At 41.6% G+C, this 19437-nt stretch carries 19 protein-coding genes; 10 read left to right on the top strand and 9 right to left on the bottom strand.

Annotated features, from left to right (window positions below):
- Positions 1 to 20 precede the first annotated feature (20 nt).
- On the top strand, positions 21 to 767 hold the full coding sequence (locus tag AAEY93_RS08365; RefSeq protein ID WP_101031997.1) for an HAD-IIA family hydrolase: 747 nt from the start codon (positions 21 to 23) through the stop codon (positions 765 to 767).
- Between the two features lie 319 nt (positions 768 to 1086).
- Positions 1087 to 2745 (top strand): M28 family metallopeptidase, encoded by a 1659-nt coding sequence (locus AAEY93_RS08360; RefSeq protein ID WP_351076079.1) that lies wholly within the window; start codon positions 1087 to 1089, stop codon positions 2743 to 2745.
- Positions 2746 to 2880: 135 nt separating this feature from the next.
- Here AAEY93_RS08360 and AAEY93_RS08355 read toward each other — a convergent pair whose 3' ends face one another.
- Entirely contained in the window at positions 2881 to 3279 is a 399-nt protein-coding gene (locus tag AAEY93_RS08355; RefSeq protein WP_101031999.1) for an ACT domain-containing protein, read from the bottom strand.
- A 583-nt stretch (positions 3280 to 3862) separates the two neighbouring features.
- Between AAEY93_RS08355 and asnB the strand changes: the two genes are divergently transcribed.
- Entirely contained in the window at positions 3863 to 5527 is a 1665-nt protein-coding gene (gene asnB / locus AAEY93_RS08350) for an asparagine synthase B (RefSeq protein ID WP_101032000.1), read from the top strand.
- Between the two features lie 129 nt (positions 5528 to 5656).
- Complete coding sequence (locus AAEY93_RS08345) at positions 5657 to 6172, top strand: GNAT family N-acetyltransferase (RefSeq protein ID WP_351076074.1); 516 nt, start codon at positions 5657 to 5659, stop codon at positions 6170 to 6172.
- A 28-nt stretch (positions 6173 to 6200) separates the two neighbouring features.
- On the opposite strand, the gene AAEY93_RS08340 is transcribed toward AAEY93_RS08345, so the two are convergent.
- The 4 genes from AAEY93_RS08340 to AAEY93_RS08325 all read right to left on the bottom strand — a co-directional run bounded on the left by AAEY93_RS08340 (position 6201) and on the right by AAEY93_RS08325 (position 8174).
- The gene (locus AAEY93_RS08340) at positions 6201 to 6404 is read right to left on the bottom strand and encodes a DUF1289 domain-containing protein (protein ID WP_164839495.1); all 204 of its coding nucleotides are present in this window, start codon (positions 6402 to 6404) and stop codon (positions 6201 to 6203) included.
- Positions 6379 to 6729: a VOC family protein gene (locus AAEY93_RS08335; RefSeq protein ID WP_351076071.1), complete on the bottom strand. Its 351-nt coding sequence runs from the start codon at positions 6727 to 6729 to the stop codon at positions 6379 to 6381. Before AAEY93_RS08335 ends, AAEY93_RS08340 begins: the two co-directional genes overlap by 26 nt.
- Before the next feature lie 194 nt (positions 6730 to 6923).
- On the bottom strand, positions 6924 to 7625 hold the full coding sequence (locus tag AAEY93_RS08330; protein WP_101032004.1) for a DUF445 domain-containing protein: 702 nt from the start codon (positions 7623 to 7625) through the stop codon (positions 6924 to 6926).
- Positions 7626 to 7784: 159 nt separating this feature from the next.
- On the bottom strand, positions 7785 to 8174 hold the full coding sequence (locus AAEY93_RS08325) for a GNAT family N-acetyltransferase (protein ID WP_124011707.1): 390 nt from the start codon (positions 8172 to 8174) through the stop codon (positions 7785 to 7787).
- Positions 8175 to 8496: 322 nt separating this feature from the next.
- Here AAEY93_RS08325 and AAEY93_RS08320 point away from each other — a divergent pair, with 322 nt between their 5' ends.
- The 4 genes from AAEY93_RS08320 to AAEY93_RS08305 all read left to right on the top strand — a co-directional run bounded on the left by AAEY93_RS08320 (position 8497) and on the right by AAEY93_RS08305 (position 13400).
- Positions 8497 to 11796, top strand: coding sequence for a DUF748 domain-containing protein (locus tag AAEY93_RS08320; protein WP_124011708.1), 3300 nt, complete (start codon positions 8497 to 8499; stop codon positions 11794 to 11796).
- 119 nt (positions 11797 to 11915) lie between these two features.
- Positions 11916 to 12272, top strand: coding sequence for a glutaredoxin family protein (locus AAEY93_RS08315; protein WP_124011709.1), 357 nt, complete (start codon positions 11916 to 11918; stop codon positions 12270 to 12272).
- A 169-nt stretch (positions 12273 to 12441) separates the two neighbouring features.
- Positions 12442 to 12891 carry a hypothetical protein gene (locus AAEY93_RS08310; RefSeq protein ID WP_124011710.1) on the top strand — a complete coding sequence of 150 codons (450 nt, stop codon included), beginning with the start codon at positions 12442 to 12444 and terminating at the stop codon, positions 12889 to 12891.
- 308 nt (positions 12892 to 13199) lie between these two features.
- Entirely contained in the window at positions 13200 to 13400 is a 201-nt protein-coding gene (locus AAEY93_RS08305) for a DUF2986 domain-containing protein (protein ID WP_101032009.1), read from the top strand.
- A 120-nt stretch (positions 13401 to 13520) separates the two neighbouring features.
- Here AAEY93_RS08305 and AAEY93_RS08300 read toward each other — a convergent pair whose 3' ends face one another.
- Both AAEY93_RS08300 and AAEY93_RS08295 read right to left on the bottom strand, forming a co-directional pair.
- Entirely contained in the window at positions 13521 to 15059 is a 1539-nt protein-coding gene (locus AAEY93_RS08300; RefSeq protein WP_124011711.1) for an MATE family efflux transporter, read from the bottom strand.
- 60 nt (positions 15060 to 15119) lie between these two features.
- Positions 15120 to 15950: an ion transporter gene (locus tag AAEY93_RS08295; protein WP_101032011.1), complete on the bottom strand. Its 831-nt coding sequence runs from the start codon at positions 15948 to 15950 to the stop codon at positions 15120 to 15122.
- Between the two features lie 166 nt (positions 15951 to 16116).
- Between AAEY93_RS08295 and AAEY93_RS08290 the strand changes: the two genes are divergently transcribed.
- Both AAEY93_RS08290 and AAEY93_RS08285 read left to right on the top strand, forming a co-directional pair.
- On the top strand, positions 16117 to 16620 hold the full coding sequence (locus tag AAEY93_RS08290) for a L,D-transpeptidase family protein (protein WP_101032012.1): 504 nt from the start codon (positions 16117 to 16119) through the stop codon (positions 16618 to 16620).
- A 51-nt stretch (positions 16621 to 16671) separates the two neighbouring features.
- Entirely contained in the window at positions 16672 to 17247 is a 576-nt protein-coding gene (locus AAEY93_RS08285) for a VOC family protein (protein WP_124011712.1), read from the top strand.
- Between the two features lie 274 nt (positions 17248 to 17521).
- Here AAEY93_RS08285 and AAEY93_RS08280 read toward each other — a convergent pair whose 3' ends face one another.
- Together AAEY93_RS08280 and AAEY93_RS08275 are read right to left on the bottom strand one after the other, a co-directional pair.
- On the bottom strand, positions 17522 to 18124 hold the full coding sequence (locus tag AAEY93_RS08280; protein WP_124011713.1) for a class I SAM-dependent DNA methyltransferase: 603 nt from the start codon (positions 18122 to 18124) through the stop codon (positions 17522 to 17524).
- Between the two features lie 406 nt (positions 18125 to 18530).
- Positions 18531 to 19412 (bottom strand): MYG1 family protein, encoded by an 882-nt coding sequence (locus AAEY93_RS08275; RefSeq protein WP_233768666.1) that lies wholly within the window; start codon positions 19410 to 19412, stop codon positions 18531 to 18533.
- Between the last annotated feature and the right edge of the window lie 25 nt (positions 19413 to 19437).

The raw sequence follows: 19437 nt of genomic DNA, 5'->3' as shown, positions 1-19437 counted from the left end.
TTGAAGGAAGAAATCATTGAATGAAAAATATTATTTGCGACATTGATGGTGTATTACTGCACGACAACAAGCTCATTCCCGGAAGTGACAAGTTTATTCACCGTGTGCTTGAACAAGGCAACCCGCTGGTCATCCTCACCAATTATCCGGTCCAAACCGGTAAAGACTTACAAAACCGTCTCGGCGCGGCAGGCATTAATGTGCCAGAAAGCTGTTTTTACACTTCAGCCATGGCCACGGCCGACTTTCTTAAACACCAAACCGGCAATAAAGCTTTTGTGATTGGCGAAGGTGCACTTACCCATGAGTTGTACAACGCAGGTTTCACCATAACCGATATTAACCCAGATTTTGTTATTGTCGGTGAAACCCGCGCTTACAACTGGGACATGATCCATAAAGCATCTCGTTTTGTTGCTGGCGGCGCACGCTTTATTGCCACCAATCCAGATACTCATGGCGCAGACTTTAGCCCTGCATGTGGCGCGTTATGCGCAGCGATTGAACGTATCACAGGTAAAATGCCATTTTATGTGGGTAAACCAAGCTCGTGGATTATTCGCTCAGCCTTGAATCATATTCAGGGACACTCTGAAAACACCGTAATTATTGGCGACAACATGCAAACCGATATTCTCGCAGGCTTTCAAGCAGGACTTGAAACCATTTTGGTCACCAGTGGCGTGAGCCAAATGATTGATATTGACAAAGAACCTTTTAGACCTAATCACGTGTTTGCATGCGCCGCCGATATTGATGTCGTTTAATCGATATCTTTACTCAGTGACAGTTTGATTGTCTCGCCATTAAATCAATGCTCGATACTGATACGCGAGACACTATTTTATCGCAAGGTAAACCCTTTAATATAGAATAGTACTCATATGATTGCGGGAGTAAAACGTCCAATATCGCTTAAGCACTATTGATTCACGCCAACAAGATCAAATAGTTAATAAGATGAGCGTCAACGACACAATTTACATTAGGTAACACAATTCCAAGCCAGCGACCTTGTTTTCAAGCACTGGCTTACCTCATTATGCTTGTCTGAAATAACAATAAATAATAATAACAGGACATAGCATGAAACGATTGTTGCCTTTTTGCGCCATTGCCTTGCTGACAGCATGCAATAGTGATGATGACAAACACGCTTCGACCGAACAAATTGCCCCAGCTAAAACGACCACAGTCACCTTTAATGAACAACGCTTTAGAACCGACATCGAAACATTATCGTCTGATAAGTTTGAAGGTCGAGCACCGACGACCCATGGTGAAAAACTTACCCTAGAATATTTATCCGCTGCCTTCACTCAAATGGGGCTTAAAGGCGCCTATAACGGCAGTTTTCTGCAACCAGTTCCAATGGTGAGCTACACCGCCAGCGAGCAACAACGAATTAATTTGGCTGGCATGGACATGCAGTATCGCCAAGATATTGTGCTAGGCAGTCGTCATGATAACCACCAAGTCAGTATTAAAGATGCGCCATTAGTGTTCGTCGGTTACGGTATTAATGCACCAGAATACGGCTGGAATGATTACCAAGACCTCGACATGAAAGGCAAAATTGCCATCATTTTAGTTAATGATCCAGGCTTTGCTCATCCTCAAGGGGCGAAGTTTAATGGTAAGGCGATGACTTACTATGGCCGTTGGACTTATAAGTTTGAAGAAGCCAGTCGCCAAGGTGCATTGGGTGCTATCATCATCCATGAGACTGAACCCGCTTCCTATCCCTGGTCGGTAGTCGAAAATAGCTGGATTGGAGCTCAACAAGACTTAGTCCTTAGCCAAGCAGAACAAGATCAACGTGTTCAAGTTGAAGGATGGTTAACCCTAGACAGTGCAACTGCCTTGTTTGACAAAGCCGGTCTATCATTAACATCGTTAATAGATCGCGCGGCCAACAGTTCACTCAATGTCAATTTAGCCCAAACTGCCAGCATTGAATTTGCTAACAAAACAGAGTATGCCGACAGTTATAATGTGGTTGCGACGTTAGCCGGCAGCACTCAGGCCAATCAGCATATTCTATTCACGGCCCACTGGGATCATCTCGGTAAAGATGACACCAAAGACGGTGACCAAATTTATAATGGCGCATTAGATAATGCCTCTGGCACTGCGGGTATTTTAGAAATTGCCCGCCAGTTTGCGCAGCAAGCCAAACAAGGTCATGGCTTAGCCCGCTCATTAACCTTTATTGCCACTACGGGTGAAGAACAAGGCTTATTAGGCTCACGTTACTATGCTGCTAATCCTATTTATCCCATTGATAAAACGGTCGCTGTTTTTAACCTAGACAGCACCAATGTGTATGGCAAAACCAAAGACTACACCATAGTTGGCAAAGGTCAGTCTGAGTTAGAAAACTATTTAGACCGCGCTGCAGCTAAACAGGATCGGATTAGCAAGGGCGAACTTAACCCAGCATCAGGCGGATTTTTCCGTTCAGACCACTTCAGTTTTGCCAAATTAGGTGTACCGGCAGTATTTGCCGGTGGGGGTAACGAACCGCTTGATGAAGCAACAGCACAATACAAAACTGCAATGCTGGTGAAAATGAAAGGCTGCTATCATAACGTCTGCGACGATTATCGTCCTGAATGGGACTTATCCGGTTCATTACAAGATTTAGGCGTGTATTACCAAGCCGCAGCTGAGCTAGGTAATAATCAAGATTGGCCAGGATACTTTGCCGGTTCTGAATTTAATCAATTACGTCCTGCAGATTAATACAACACCACCCTATTCCGTCCCCCCAAACAAGGATTGGCCCATCATGTATTTGATGGGCTTTTTTTATTGGTATTTGGTGCTATTAGCATTTATGTCATTAGTCTTTGAGTTAATCCTCTGGATAAACGGTACTCACACTTTACTAAATTCATTTAGCGCTTCGATGGCTAAAGCCGCCTTTTCTGTTTGCACAAAAATATGGTCATGATAATAAGCGGCAATAACATTAGCGCTAATGCCTTTTTCGGTGAGTTTATTGGCCACTGCCGCGGTTAACCCCACCGCATCAAGGCTAGAGTGTACCGTTAAGGTAATGCCTTTAAATACTGATTCAAATGACAAACCGCCCTCAATAGCAGCCGCTTTTGTTAATACTAATGTCAGCCCTTCAGATTCGCGAAACGTCGCCAGTGGCGATAAAGTTTGGTAATCACCATATTGCCCCTGCACTGAACAAAAAACATATTCGTCATCTAATAATACTGGTGACATCGATGCGAGTAGTGCCGTTAAATTTGTTTCACCAAGCATACTTTTTCCTTAAATATTTTTCCGTTATAAAGCGATTTTATGAATCAAGGTATTCTCTTGCAAATAAAAAGGGGCTGCCTGACTAAAATGTCGCCTAACTTAAATGCAGCTTATGCCACCCAGCTACAACATAAGTGACCAAGGTAACCCTATCCAGTCTTAATATACTTAACAAGTTAAGCCTTGCTTGGTTGGCTATCACCGAGTGAACTGGAGCCCCAATATCGCGCATAAATAATCCTATTAAGCTTGGATATGGCTAACCAACAGCACAAAACGACTATTCAACCTTCTTTTTGCTCAAATAACGATCAGACGCACTGCCTTAGTGCAATTATCGTTTTAGTTGTATTTGATTATGAAATATCAAAATAAATCATCATAATCGCAGTAAAAATAAAGATATCTCATAAAAATAGAGGTTATTATTGATAATATTTAAATAAAAAGATATTTCGAAGAGATAAAATCATTAAAACAACCAATTTTATGATGTTATCTTAAAAAACAAACTTGGCAGTTAACCAAAATGCTGGCAAAGTAGTGGCAGAAAAAGATTAGCCAACGCTGCTGGAGCCGTACTATGTGTTCAATATTTTCGATTTTAGATATCAAAACTGATGCAAGCCAACTTCGTCATGTGGCCTTAGAAATGTCAAAATTACTGCGTCACCGCGGTCCAGATTGGTCTGGTATTTATGCTGATGAACATGCCATTTTAGCTCATGAACGTTTATCCATTGTTGACGTTGACCACGGAGCGCAACCGCTTATCAGCACTGATGGCAACTTAGTCTTAGCCGTAAACGGTGAAATTTATAACCACAAGCAATTAAAAGCTCAGCTTGGTGACAAATACCAATATAAAACTAACTCAGATTGTGAAGTGATTTTGTCACTTTACCAAGAATACGGTTGTGACTTTTTAGACAAACTGAACGGCATCTTTGCATTTGTACTGTACGACAAAGCCAAAGGCACTTACTTAATCGGCCGCGATCATATGGGTATAATCCCACTTTACACTGGCTTCGATGCATCTGGTAACTTCTATGTTGCCTCTGAAATGAAAGCATTAATGCCGGTATGTAAAACCGTTGCTGAGTTTTACCCTGGACAGTATTTATATTCTGCCGACGGTAAACCAACCCAGTATTATCAACGTGATTGGCGCGATTTTGATGCGGTTAAAGACAACCCAGCAAGCATTGAAGAGTTGCGTGAAGCATTAGAAGCCGCAGTAAAACGCCAATTAATGTCAGATGTACCTTACGGGGTATTATTGTCTGGTGGGTTAGATTCATCCGTGATCTCTGCCATTACCCAAACTTACGCCAAACATCGTATTGAAAACGACGGCGAAACTGGCGCATGGTGGCCACAGCTGCATTCATTTGCCGTAGGGTTAGCGGAATCTCCTGACTTAGTTGCCGCACAAAAAGTGGCTGACGCCATTGGCACCATTCATCATCCTATTGTCTATACCTTCCAAGAAGGCTTAGATGCGATTAAAGAAGTGATTTATCATCTCGAAACTTACGATGTCACCACTATTCGAGCAGCAACGCCAATGTATTTAATGGCGCGTAAAATTAAAGCCATGGGCATTAAAATGGTGCTGTCTGGCGAAGGTGCTGACGAGTTATTCGGTGGTTATCTGTATTTCCACAAAGCGCCTAACGCGCAAGCATTTCATGAAGAGTTAGTTCGTAAGCTAGATAAACTGCACTTATTTGACTGCTTGCGTGCCAACAAATCCATGGCGGCATGGGGACTTGAAGCTCGGGTGCCTTTCTTAGATAAAGAATTTATCGACGTGGCAATGCGCATTAATCCAGAAGCCAAAATGTCTAAAGATGGCCGCATCGAGAAGCATATTTTACGTCAGGCATTTGAGGATAAATTGCCAAAAGAAGTAGTATGGCGTCAAAAAGAGCAGTTCAGTGATGGCGTAGGTTACTCTTGGATTGATGGTCTAAAAGCACACGCAGCAGAGAACGTCGGCGACGTGCAATATGCTAACGCAAAGTTCCGTTTCCCATACAACACGCCAGAGTCAAAAGAAGCCTATTTTTACCGCAGCTTCTTTGAAGAGTTTTTCCCATTAGCCAGCGCAGCTGAAACAGTGCCCGGAGGAAAAACAGTGGCTTGTTCAACCCCTGAAGCACTATTGTGGGATGCAAGTTTGCAAGGACTTAACGACCCATCAGGCCGCGCAGTTAAAAACGTTCACGCTAGCGCATATTAATTTTTCCTCGATAGCTAAACACCACCCTATTGGGTGGTGTTTTTGTTTGCCTCCATCTTGTAAGATAATGACAACAGCGTCCAGAGGCATAATGCTTAGCGTATTAATTGAGCAACAATAAGGTTTCCCATGACAGATATCAGTATTTTCAATCTTGAAATGACCGACCCTAGTCAATTAAAGCCTAAAAATGATCCCAACGGATTAACCGTGGTTGAGGTAAAAATAAAACAATATCAATTTAATCGGTTTCTATATCAATTTGTCGGTGCAGGGTGGCAATGGACAGATAAACTGACCTTGACCGATAGCCAGTGGCAAGAATATAGCGAAGCGGACAATTTACATTTGTTTGTGGCCTATAAAGATGGCGCACCAGCGGGTTACTTTGAATTGCAGCAGCAAGAAGAAGCGACTGTAGAGATTATGTATTTTGGCTTAGGCGAACGCTTTATCGGTAAAGGATTTGGCGGCTATTTACTGACCCAAGCCATTGAGCAAGCTTGGTTGTTACCCAACACCCGCCGAGTTTGGGTACATACTTGCTCGTTAGATCACCCCAGCGCATTACAAAACTATCAAGCACGCGGATTCAGTTTATTTAGAACTGATACCGAACCAAGAATGAACCCAAACTCTGCGTAGCGAAAAAAGGTCATGGATAACTGTCGTACTAACGGTTTTTACACGCGATACTGCGTTGTTGTAATATTTCAAGTAACGCGCTTTTTTGTTGCTCGTTCATTGAGTGCCAAGCCAGAATTTCGTCGAGCGAGCGATGACACCCTAAACAGACATCCTGTGCATCTAAACAACATTGCCTCACGCAAGGTGAGGCAATTTGATTAACGTTACTCTGACCATACGCCATATTCATTACCATTGGTGTCAGAAAAATGAAAACGTCTACCCCCAGGAAAACTGAATACGGCTTTGGTTATCTGTCCACCAGCCTGAATAATTTTGGCTGCGGTCGCGCCTAAATCTTGGCTATAGAGCACAATTAACGGGCTGCCTTTAGCTAAGGTAAATTGACACTCAGCTCGATAAAAACCACCATCAATTCCGACCTTCAAAAAGCAGCTGTATTCAGGACCATAGTCTTGAAACTGCCAACCAAAAACCTGAGTAAAAAAGGCTTTGGTTGCAATGATGTCTTTCACGGGTATTTCTAAATAATTAATACTATGATGTTGACTCATGCTCACCTCTATTACTCAGGGCTAAAACTAAGAACTAATGCTAAGAACTAAGACTAATAACTATTACTAGGTACAATCACTCAGTACTCATATTAATACTATCACTCATATCCAGTACTCATACGATAGCGCAATACTATGGCTTACGGCATTAATATGATGATTGATTCGATAGCTAGATTATAGCTGTCGCCCTATTGTTGCACCAATGCCGCAACGGCACCAATAACACCGCCAAACACACCACCCCATACAACTAACCAACCTAAATGGGTTTTAATCATATCTTGGATGATTTGTTTAACTAATTCAGGCGTAAGTTCGTTTAAACGCTGTTCGACAATATTGGCCACCTTCGCTTGCATATCAGCGATGATATTTGGCTTTTCAAGTTCATTGACTAAAATCGCATTAAACTCTTCACTTTGAGCCAGTTCAACTAAAGACAGTTTCATTTTTTCAATAAAAGGCTCTTTTAGTGGGATCAACGCCTCTGTGCCACCAAACATTGCTATCATGGCACCAAATGATGACTTTTCGATGGTCGACACCAATGCATCGAATGACGGCGCCAAATCAATTTGTTCAATCACAGGTGTTAAATCAATACTGCTGGCACTGCTGGTTGTCAAAAAGCGATCGATATTCTCTTGGGTAAAAAATTGTTTCATCATTAAATGTTTAATGCCCAATTTAAACTCTTCGAAACGCGATGGAACCACTCCAGAGCCATACAAACCGGGGACCTTTTCAAACAACATATGGATCGCCAACCAATTTGTTAACGCACCCGATAATGCAAATAATCCTATCGTCAGCACAATCTGTTGTTCTAACACATACCCGACCAGCATAAGAATGGCCGCAATAAGGTTGGTTAATACACTCTTATTCAATCTCTGTTCCTTAACATCTACGATGAAAAAATAATAAAAAAACCTCAGTTATTTTACCAGAAAAATAACTGAGGTCTAAAATAACTAACGCTTATATTTTGATAGTTTGAGCCAGCAAGGTCAAACAGCCGTCAATCGAGTTCACATTGGTGATTTATGCTAAGAACCAACTGATTCCGACTCAACAATGCCCTCTATATCGTGGCGATTAATTAATAATACCCCGGTACTTTGCGCCAATGCTTGTGCTTTTTGATACATCTGACTGATAATATCAAGCTGCTGATCCTGTGGTGAGACAAACACATCCTCTAAATACCACACAGGCGCCAGTCGTAATGAAGAAAACGACGGATACAGTTGAATAAAACCCATCATTTTATCTTCTTTGAACGACACAAAAATCATCGAATCATTTTCAGCCAAGCGATGTTTCAAAAAAGCATGGCAGGCACGATAGTCTGAGGCTTGGTGTAATTGCTGCCGATATTGATCAAATAGCAGGCTCAGCGGTTCTAAATCTATGCTCGAAGCAAGACGAATTTGCATTTGTCATCCTTGAAAATTGAGGTTAAATCCGCGCATGGATACTGCAGATATTATGCTAAATAAATGATGCCATCACGCCATAAGGGCCAAGGATAACATCCCGCTATAACGACTTAACACTCCTAGTTAAAGTCAGATACGAAAATAAGTTAACAATAAGATAAAATAAAACCTATTAATTACATAAACTTAAATATAACGCTACCATCAATAAACCTAAATGTAAATTAATCAGTTTTGCGGCCAAAATAATGATTTGCAAAGATAGTTTTTTTGCTAAAATAGGTACCTGTTACCATTGTTTTTATCAAGACTACTTCATATGACCCCGTTTTTAGCTCAGTTGCGCTCAGCGGTTAAACCGCGCTCTCGTATTCAAAAATTAACCCTTTATGGATTAACAATTTACCTATTGTCTTGCGCTGTACTCGGTGGATTAATTCCTTATATTGCCAAACAACAAGCACCAGAGATATTAGCCGAGCAATTAGGTAGAGACGTTAGTCTACAAGACATTAGTATCAATCCTTTTACGCTAGAACTAACGGTATCGGGTTTGGTTATCAATGAAGCTAATAGTCAGCAAACCTTTGCATCACTAGCCACGCTGTATGGCAACATTCAATTGTGGCAATCCATCACATCTTGGACATTAGTGATTGAAGATATCCGTCTAGCACAACCCACTATCCGAGTGTCGCTTACTCAAACCGATGATCAACAGGTTGTATTTAACTTTAGTGATATTATCAAGCGCCTAGGTAAAGACACTCAATCAACACCAGCCAATACTGCACCGACAAGTCTACCGGCGATAAACATCGGTAAAATTGAGCTGCTACAAGGTGTGTTCACCTTAGATGACAACGTCACCGATACTCATATCAACTACCCAAATATCAATCTGTCATTGACACAATTTAGCAGCTTGAGTACCGCGTTAGAGGATAAACAAGACCAGGTTAATCGCTATAATCTGAGCATAGAAGATCAATTTAACGGCTCGGTGGCACTGCAAGGACAATTTCAATTATCGCCATTAGCAATACAAGGTGATCTCGACGCTGCTGGCGTTGATTTATCTCGTTATTGGACTTTTGTTGATCAACTGTTTGCGATTAACTTATCTGAAGGCATGCTCAGCGTAAACGGCCAGTACACTGTGACGTTACAAGATAAAAACTTAGCCCCAATAAGCCACATTAATGTCACCAAAGCGCAGATAGTGATTAACCGTTTTAAAGCGCTACATCAGCAAGATGAAAAAATCGCCATTGATGTGTTAGCGTTAAAAAATATCAATGTAGATAGCCAGAAAAAACTTGTTAGCATTGATGAGTTTCATACTGAAAATGGTAAAATCAAACTCAACATCACCCCTAAAGGAGCTGATTTAGTCGCGTTACTGTTACCTCAAAATACTCAACTTCTCGACGATGCTGCTTCGAGCCAAACTGATACTAATGACACCACAGATACCACAGAGGTTGCAAATGTCTCAAATATCACTGACGCCAGCATAGAGGCAGAGTCTGACATAACCACTGAACAAGTCACCCAAACACCTGACGCTATTGTGACCCAAGCACCGCAAACAAACGCAGGTTCACCCCGCCCGTCACAAACTGAAATGACAAGCCAAAATGTTGATCCTAATACTGCTGATAAGGTTGATTCTCCATGGTTAGTCAATTTACATAAAATCACTGTGGCACAGTACCAAGTAGACCTTGGGGAAGGCATTGCCAGTGATAACATCATCCTTTGGCAACTCGGTCCCATTGATGTCTCAACCGGCTTGGTAAAATCTGATTTATCCACCCCTATTGATTACCAATTCTCGACTGGCATCAATGCGCAAAGCCTATTAACGTCGACAGGGCAAGTCGATGCATTAGCACAAACGATTAATGCTGATATCGATTTTAGTAATATGTTGCTGTCACGCTTGCAACCCTATATCGCACCATACATTAATATCACAGTAGAAGACGGGGTATTTTCCACTAAAGGTAATTTACATGCCGATGCTAAAGATACCCTCACCTACACAGGCAGCGCTAACATCAACCAGCTGCACATTAACGATAATGTGCTAAATAAACCATTGCTGACATGGGAAACCATGGACATCAACCAGTTATCGTTTGATCGCCAACAAGCTATCATTGACATCGATGAAATAAACTTCGATAAACTCTTTAGTCGCATCATTATTTCACCCGATCGCGGCACTAATATCAGCCAGCTGATCCACACAAAAAAAGCCACAACCGATCCCGTGGAGATAAAGCAAGCTGTTGATAGCGTTGATCCGAGCAAATTGATAGTCGATCAGCGCAAAGCTGATGCCTCAACACTGAATTCATCAGCAGGCAGTGAACCGCCAATGACAGATTCACCGCAAATGCAATTCAACATTAATAAAATAGGCATTAAAGACAGCTCAGCTTTTTTTGCGGATAACTCATTAACACCTAATTTTGCTTCAGGCATAGAAATGCTCAATGGCCAAATTAGCCATCTTTCATCGAAACCACAGACCACGGCATCGGTTGATTTGGTGGGTAAAATCGATAGATATGCTCCGGTGACGTTAAAAGGTGAGATAAATCCGTTACTCGACCAACCGTATCTTGATCTTAACTTGAATTTTGACAACGTAGAGTTAACCTCGGTCAATCCCTATTCAAGTACTTATGCTGGCTATTACATAGATAAAGGCCAATTGTCATTAGACCTAAACTACCAACTTAAAAACACTGCATTAGTTGGCAGTAATCACGTCGTCATTGATCAACTTAAACTGGGCAAACCCAGCAATAGCAGTTTAGCAACCAGTCTACCGGTGACGTTGGCGGTGGCATTATTGCAAGATCGCCACGGTGTGATTGATTTGGGCGTTGATGTCTCAGGGGACCTTGATTCTCCCAACTTCAGCTTTGGAAGCATAATCGTGAATGCTTTGGGTAATATTATTACCAAAGCCGTGACCTCACCCTTTTCATTCTTAGCAGGCCTTGTGGATGGTGATGAGGAAATGGATAAAATCAGTTTTGATTACGGACTCAGCAGTCTTTCACTTAAACAAAAAAATACCCTCGACAAACTGGCTAAAGCATTAATAGACAGACCGCTGCTGAATCTCAATATTAAAGGCAGTATTGACTTAATTAACGATAAACAAGCGTTAGCTGAAATCAAACTGCATAAACAACTGGCTATAACAGCAGGGATAAAATTTAACGCGTTACCAAAAAGTTTATCTGCCAGCCAGTTCCCTGCAACAGGGCCATCAGCTGATGCACTGTATCAATTAGTTGAGCAAGAATTGTCGCAGCCACCATTAGCGATAAAACAATCTTTACAACAAGAAACTCCAGAGCTGACAGAAGTAGAGCTCGTTACTCGCTGGCACATTGGCTTATACAATATGCTTAAAAACCACCAGCAGATCACTACAGATGAATTTGGCCAATTAGCACAACAGCGGGCCAGCGCAGTTAAAGCGTATTTAATTGATCAAGCAGGCATTGATGCGGGAAAAGTTTTTGTACTAGAAAGCCGCATCAACACCGTAGAAGATGCCGCTGAAGCATTGCTTGAACTACAAGTAAATTAACCCGTCATAGCTATTAACGGCTCTCGACATCGGGTAGACTGCGCATACATTGTAAACGAGGAATAACAGGCGTTTGCAATCATGCCGTATCATTAATATTGTTAAGATTGAGGTTTTATATGTTTATCGTTCGCTGGATTTTAGGTCGAATTATTTTGTTGTTAAATTTTGTGTTTGCTCCTAAAAAGCGCCAACGTCCGCAAGATCAACAAGTCATTGTCGATCAACAGACTCAATCGCTGGCATTGTATCAATACGCCGCCTGCCCTTTTTGTGTCAAAGTTCGTCGTGAAATGCGTCGTCAAAACTTAACCATTAACTTAGTTGATGCCAAACAAGATGAGCACAAAAGCGTGCTAACCGAGCAAGGTGGCAAACTCAAAGTCCCTTGTCTACGTATCGAGCAAGATGGCAAAACCCAATGGCTATATGAATCAAAAGCCATTATGAGCTACCTCAACGAGCGTTTTGCGTAAACCACAATTCGTATTATTTCGCCACAGTTTAGCTTAATGCTGTGGCTAACAGATTGCTGTATATATTCTTTTGTTTTTTAGACCATTGTTGTATCAATAAATGGTTGATAATTATCTTCTGCAGCTTTTTCCAGATATCATTTAGGATAAAAAACTGATGAGGTTATGTGTGTCAAAAATCGGCTTAATCATTTGTAGCGCCATACTTCTAAGCGCCTGTAGCACCAGCGAACCAGACCCAATGGACTATGTTGGCCAGTTTCGCGACGCATTCAGCACGCAAATTAAAGGTAAAGGGATTAAGTTATTTGTCTATAAAGCCAAATTAGCTACCGCCCTTGATCGTAGCATTCCCGGTGATGCTCCTCGAGATAGAGTCATTCGCCGCAGTAAACAAGATGCCCAAAGCTATCAAATAGAACTACGTAAAGCTGAAAATCGCCTAGAACTGTGGCATCAACAAATCGATCTTGGCCTTAAAAAAACCATCGAAATGAACGGTTATTGTAAAGCCGGATTTATCGAATTAAGTCGTTATGTTGAAACTGAACGCGGTGAAATTCGTGGCGAATGTAACGATGGTGCTACCGCTGAAGATATCAAAAAATTCGGGGTTTAATGAGTAAACCCCGTTCGGGATACTAAACGGTTGTTAATCAGGTAAAATATTCTGATATTTACCGCTTTATCTCATCTTTTAACCCGAGTTGAGGTAATTTAGCTGATGATGTTTTACCTGACTTGAAAGACTAATACTGTCGCTGACGGATAAAACACTATATCCAGCTAAGCAATTAAGCTAAAATAGCATCCAAATTTTCTCGTGATGTTGCCGTTGGCTCTAAGACCAGTGTCATCACGCTTTGATAAGCTGTTTATCATCAAAAATGATATCAATAGCTTGTCGTTTACAAAGTAAGAAATCAGATGAATAGAAAGCAAGAGATGATCAAAAAGCTGGCTAAACGTGCCAAGGCTCGCCAAAACAAAGTGGTGCCGTCTAACCCTAGCAGCAAGGCTGTTGAGCGTTATATCTCTAAAGCTGAACGCGAAAAAATTGCGGTAACAGAAGCCGCAGAACAAGCCGCAGCAACAGAGACCAGCAACACTGAAACTGATAAAGACTAACGCCGCCTCACAAGGGTGTTAGTGACAAAAAGCCCCTATTATGTTGGCCTTAGCCAATATAATAGGGGCTTTTTATTGCCTGTTAAATAGGTATTCATGATGTGTTAAATGCTGATTAGATCAATTAGTTTTATCGGCGCTCGTTTTGTCAGTATTGGTTTCGTCAGCAATAGTGTCATCGGCATTATCTTGTTGCGCAAATTGCTTACAAAAGGGCTCTTCATCCAATTGGGCCATCTGAGTGCGTCCTGGCATAGGTGATGGTGCTGCAACCATATCAATGTTTATCGCATCGTCTTCTAACAGTTGTTGGTTGGCACCAGCCGGCAACAAACCTTGGCGACTAATTTTGTCGACTAATCGGTATGCACAGAAAATACCTATCACACCGAAGATAATCGCTCCAATAACCTGGCCAATTAATACCCCAAACACGCCGCCCCACTGCGCGCCAAAATAGACAAAGGGTATGGTGCCGACGGTTGCTTTACCGACGTTAAAAAAGGTGGAATATTTGGCCTTACCTAAATTATTAAATGAGGCGTTGGCAATAAACAGAATTCCCGAAAAGATAAAGAACACGGCAATGTACTGACAGAAAAATAAAATAAGCTCTGCCGCATCACCTTTCATAGCAAAGCTGCTAATAATGACATTGCGTAATAGATACAGTCCAAGTGACATCACCAGCACATAAACCACACAAAATTGAATCGCTTTGGTCAAACTCAATCTAACTCGCTCAATTTCATTGGCACCAAAGTTTTGCCCCACAATCGGTCCAACGGCCCCCGACAGTGCAAAAATCATCCCAAACGATACGGGGATCAAACGACCTAATACAGCCCAACCAGCCACATAGCTATCACCAAAATCGGCGATAGCTCGCGTTACCACCGCATTACCAATGGGGGTTGCCACATTGGTCAGCATTGCCGGTGCGGCAATTGAAAAAATAGTCCCGAGGTCTTGTTTAAACTCATCAAGCGAAAACCGACCTAACAGTTTATGTTTTATCACTACGCCGCGGGCGGAGATAATAAACACAACAATACGAGCCAATACCGAAGCCGCGGCCGCGCCTTCTATCCCCATTGATAAGGAAAAAATGAAGATAGGATCTAATATGGCATTTACACCACCACCGGCGAGCGTCGACATCATCGACAATTTGGCATCGCCCACCGCGCGTAATGCACCGCCAAGTGCCATTGCTAAGCAAATAAACGGTAATGATGGCACCAGAATATATAAATAGCTTTGCGCTAATTCCGCCGTGCGCCCTGTTGCACCCACCAAGGCTAACAGTTCTGGAATAAACGCAATCACTACCGCAGCCACCAGCACACTGGTGATTAACGTCACGATGGCACTGTTTAAAAACAATCGTTTAGCTAACTTAATATTTTTAGCACCCACTGCTTTTGACACTAATGCACCCAGAGCAATAGATAAGCCGATGCCTATTGATGTGGTAAAAAAAGAAATCGTGCTGGCATAACCTGCCGCAGCGGCAAGTTCAACTTCGCCGAGCAGACTTAAAAAGAAAATATCGAGTAAGTCGACCACAAACAGTGCCGAAATCCCTACTGCAGCAGTAGAGCTCATCACTAGGATATGGCGTAAAATCGAACCCTCAACAAATTTAGCAGTGGTCATTAGTATCCTTGAGTGTAAATATATATAAGCAAACCCAAGCTCGCTTTATGGCCGATAACCCTAGAGTTTTTCCAGTTCGCTACCACAATGATTACAATATTCAGCATCGTTATCGTGGCCTTTCTTGCCACAATTACTGCATTTACGTAAATCACGGGTTCTGACCATTTCATGTGTAATTTCAGCGGTTAAAATGCCTGTTGGAATGGCAATAATCGAATAACCAATGAGCATAGTCAGTGCCGCAATCGCCTGACCTAATGGTGTTTGTGGCGTAATGTCTCCATAACCAACCGTGGTAATGGTCACCACGGTCCAATACATGGACTGAGGTATTGAAGTAAAGCCATTATTTGGGCCTTCGACTACATACATAATCACACTTAATACCATGATAATCAGGCTTACTGCGAAAAAAAACATAAACACTTTTCGACTCGACTGCATCATGGCTTTGAGTAATATATGACCATCTCTTAAATATCGAAGTAACTTTAATACCCTAAACACACGAAATAAACGCAGTACCCTTAGCGCTAACGCCACATTGGCACCTGGGAAAATCAAGTCTAAATAACTGGGTAAAATGGACACTAAATCCACTACACCAAAAAAGCTGCGTGCATAGTGTAACCGATTAAGCGAACAATAGATCCTTAATATGTACTCAACGGTAAAGATTACCGTAAAGGTCCATTCAGCAATTTGAATATAGTCACCGTACGGCGAATTAACTCGTTCTATCGTATCGATAAAAATTAATAACACACTCAGTACAATACAGACCATAAGGGCAATATCGAAGCGTTTTCCTGCTAAGGTTTCGGTACCAAAAATCACACTTCTAAGGTATTGTTTCAGTGGGCTGTCGGGTTTTTCTTCGGTATTCATCTTAATATTCACTGTCTTGGGCAATAAATTGCAAATAAACTTGGTTAACTAATATCAATTAACCCTTGTAGTCGTTAAAATCTAACATTGACTGTCGGATGTTAACATTCGAAATAAGGTCATTTTACAATAAAAATTAAAAAGGTCATTGGTTTACGGAGTTTTCATGCGCGCGTTGTACATATTATTTATAGCCTTAATTTTCTGCCCGTTATTAGCGCTTGCTTCGACAAGCCAAACAACAGCAAAAGTGGATTTAGTTGTGGTCAATAAATCCGAATCTCGTTTATCTGTCATGCGTGACGGAAAAGTGGTTAAAAGTTACCTCATTGCCATGGGCGATGTGCCCAGTGGTCATAAGCTTAAAGAAGGTGATCAACGCACTCCACAAGGCCGTTACGTTTTAGATTATAAAAAATCTGATAGTGCATTTTATAAATCGATTCATATTTCGTATCCCAATGAAGAAGATAAATTAAGGGCTGACGCATTAGGGATCCGAGCCGGTGGCATGATCATGATCCACGGTGAAAACCCTCGTTCAACGTTGCCGCCAAAAGAAGCACAAAAGTACAACTGGACCAATGGTTGCATTGCCGTCACCAACAAAGAAATGGATGAATTATGGCAAATGATTGATGCCGGTACACCGATTGAAATATGGCCATAGGCTGATTTAATCTCAACCATACCATTTTTGCTTTGTTTTTTGGGTCACAAAATGAATTACCAACACCTACAACATACTTGGGTCGACTTTGGTCAGCGCATTACGGCATTTATTGATCAGTTAGGCCTAGAGAACTTATCACTATACTGCGATCATGCCGCCTTACGAGTGAACGACAACCACATGGCGCAGTTATTAGCTGATGAATTTAGCCAACATGGCAAAATAATCTCCAATAATATCATTAACGGTCGGCCTATTTTAATCATTAAATTAACCGAGCCATTAGTTATTGGCGCAATGCACATTCAATGTGTTGAACTGCCCTTCCCATCCGACAAAGCTTATCCAGTTGAAGGCTGGGAACATGTCGAGTTAGTGTTTCCGTCACAGGCACAAACCTGTGATGAACTAGTCGCAGAGCTTATCGAAAAAGTGCCACAACTGGCTGATATTATTGCGAGTAATGATTCAGAAAACAGTGACATTAAGGTAAAGCAAAGTTCGCCAAAAGGCGATAAAGAGCGCTTAGCCAACCCAACCATAGCGTTTAAGGCCAATGGCATTTGCGTTAAAGTACACCCGCACGATATTCAAAAGATTGTTGAAAGTGAACAAGCCTGCTAAGCATAGTACTAATAACGCTTTATCTGGAAACGGCAGCACTTCCGTTGATACGATCCGTCAATATATTCAAGAGCAAGGTTAGTTTATCGATTCATCCCCGCGACTTCGCTTCGCTCTGATCACGAGGTTTTCTCTACAGATTAGATAAAACAAGCCAAACATCGATATGCCAATGCCATAACTGAGTTTGGCTTGTTTAGATCAATGACAAGAAAATAAGTAAGCAACGAACAACAGCCAACGGTGTTGTTCGTTTGATCAACTTGATACATGCTTATTTCTTAGCCGTTAATAAAAATACCGCAAACTCTCCTTGTGACTTGTGCACTACACTAGCATCAACGACTTCAACCTCTCGAAAACAAGCTTGCTTTGCTGCAAGAGCAATCGCATCTCGGTCAAAACCGAAATGGTAGACACTAGTATCTTCTGTATGGAAACTTCCATCTTCCTTGTCAAGATCAGATATAGCGATTATTCCGCCATCATTTAGCAGAGAATAGAACTTAACGAACATTGCCCCAATATCTTTCACATGATGCATTGTCATTGAAGATATAATGCCATCAAATTTATCTGTGATATCTGTAGATTCTAAATCAATGGCCAATATATCAATTTCACAACTAAGACTGACTCGCTTCTTTTCAAGCTGATCATTCATCGATTTTGAAATGTCAATAGCAGTAATTTTTCGTACAGACGGCGCAATGCGCTCAAGTAGCAATCCGGTACCTGAGCCAAAATCCATTAAGTGCATTTGTCGATCAAGGCTTACATTTTTAATGACAGCATTGGCAATGTTTTCGACATTTGAAACTCTATTATCATCGCTATCGAAAATAACTGCTTTATGCTCGAAAAAATCTCTACTCATCTTTGCTTCCTACTTCGGTAAAACGTTGAGCTCAGCCGCGATGTTGGCTACTGGATTGTTGAGGTTATCTAGACTTGTTATCGCCAATGAAGAGCGAATATATTCGTGTGATATTGAATGTCTCAGAATGATTTCGAATGTCTATAAACTAATAACATCTTTTGAATCGTTTACAGGCTCGCATTAGCATGATGTCATTGCGTTTAAAGATAACTCGCTAGTCTTTTTACTAACGAGTTTACGTAATGACGCTATGGCGCAGCAAATCCTTTTGATGCCGCCAACAATCTTGGCCATGTTTTGAGTACTACATTGGTTCACAGCCCTACGTTCAAGCTCGTTTAGGTCTTCACCTTTTACTGAGCACTGCTTACCAAATACAAACATTTATCATGGCGTTGTCGGTTTAGGCTTTAATGGCATCAGCGACTAACTTCATAGTTGACTGAAGTGAACCTGTTGCACAGATAAATAAGCCATGATGACAGAATACGCCATCTGGGATCTGTGCCACTTTTGAAAACGCTTCATCACTCAAACCAGCCCATGATGTTGGAAAATCTTTACGGTTAGAGAATTCTCCAGGAGCTGATGGAACGGTGCGGGCGTACCATTTTTCACCATTTGGAAATATTGCATAAAGTATCGTTTCATTTCCATTGCTGTTAAACAGGTGTTCTATCCACTTACAATCTTCAGGCACAATGATATATGAACGTTTTTCATTGTGAGCCACGTTAAGAGCAAGTTCCACCCCTTCCCGACTATCAATCCAGTGCTTGGCTTGTGCGATGGCAGTCTGAAGCATTAAACGAGCGCGCACTACTTCGCCCTCAAAAACGTCGTCTGTTTTAGAGTGGTCCTGAGGGTTCATCATAGAAATTGACCCCGATAGTGAGATTTCGCGCACATCAGAAAAGTCTTCAATATGATGTGTTAATGTCACTCCATTATCAATTGCATCAAACTGTCTAATCAAACGTCGACTAATCCTATCGGCAATATCAGGACAGCCACAAATCTCAGTACCATAATGAGACCAAATAAGGCCGATAGATGACATTTTTAAACCATCATCGTATGTCGGACCGTTCTTAAAATGGTGGTCATATACCTTTTCATCGTGATTGTAGTAACCACCAACATCAACGAGGTAATCGCATTTTGCCCATACTTTGGGGTCACGTGAGCGATGTATTTCATACTCCGGATGCAACATCGACAACGCCGCAATGGCAAAAACATCATCGGCATGAAATGCCCCGCTGTGTGTTCCAAATATCTTCATCAAAATAATATATCCATTTACGTTA

Origin of the sequence: Shewanella sp. CAL98-MNA-CIBAN-0140, assembly GCF_040309905.1 — a bacterium.
GTDB classification, from domain to species: domain Bacteria; phylum Pseudomonadota; class Gammaproteobacteria; order Enterobacterales; family Shewanellaceae; genus Shewanella; species Shewanella psychromarinicola.
The sequence above is the reverse complement of the archived record's forward strand: the minus strand, read 5'-3'. Positions and strand labels throughout refer to the sequence as shown.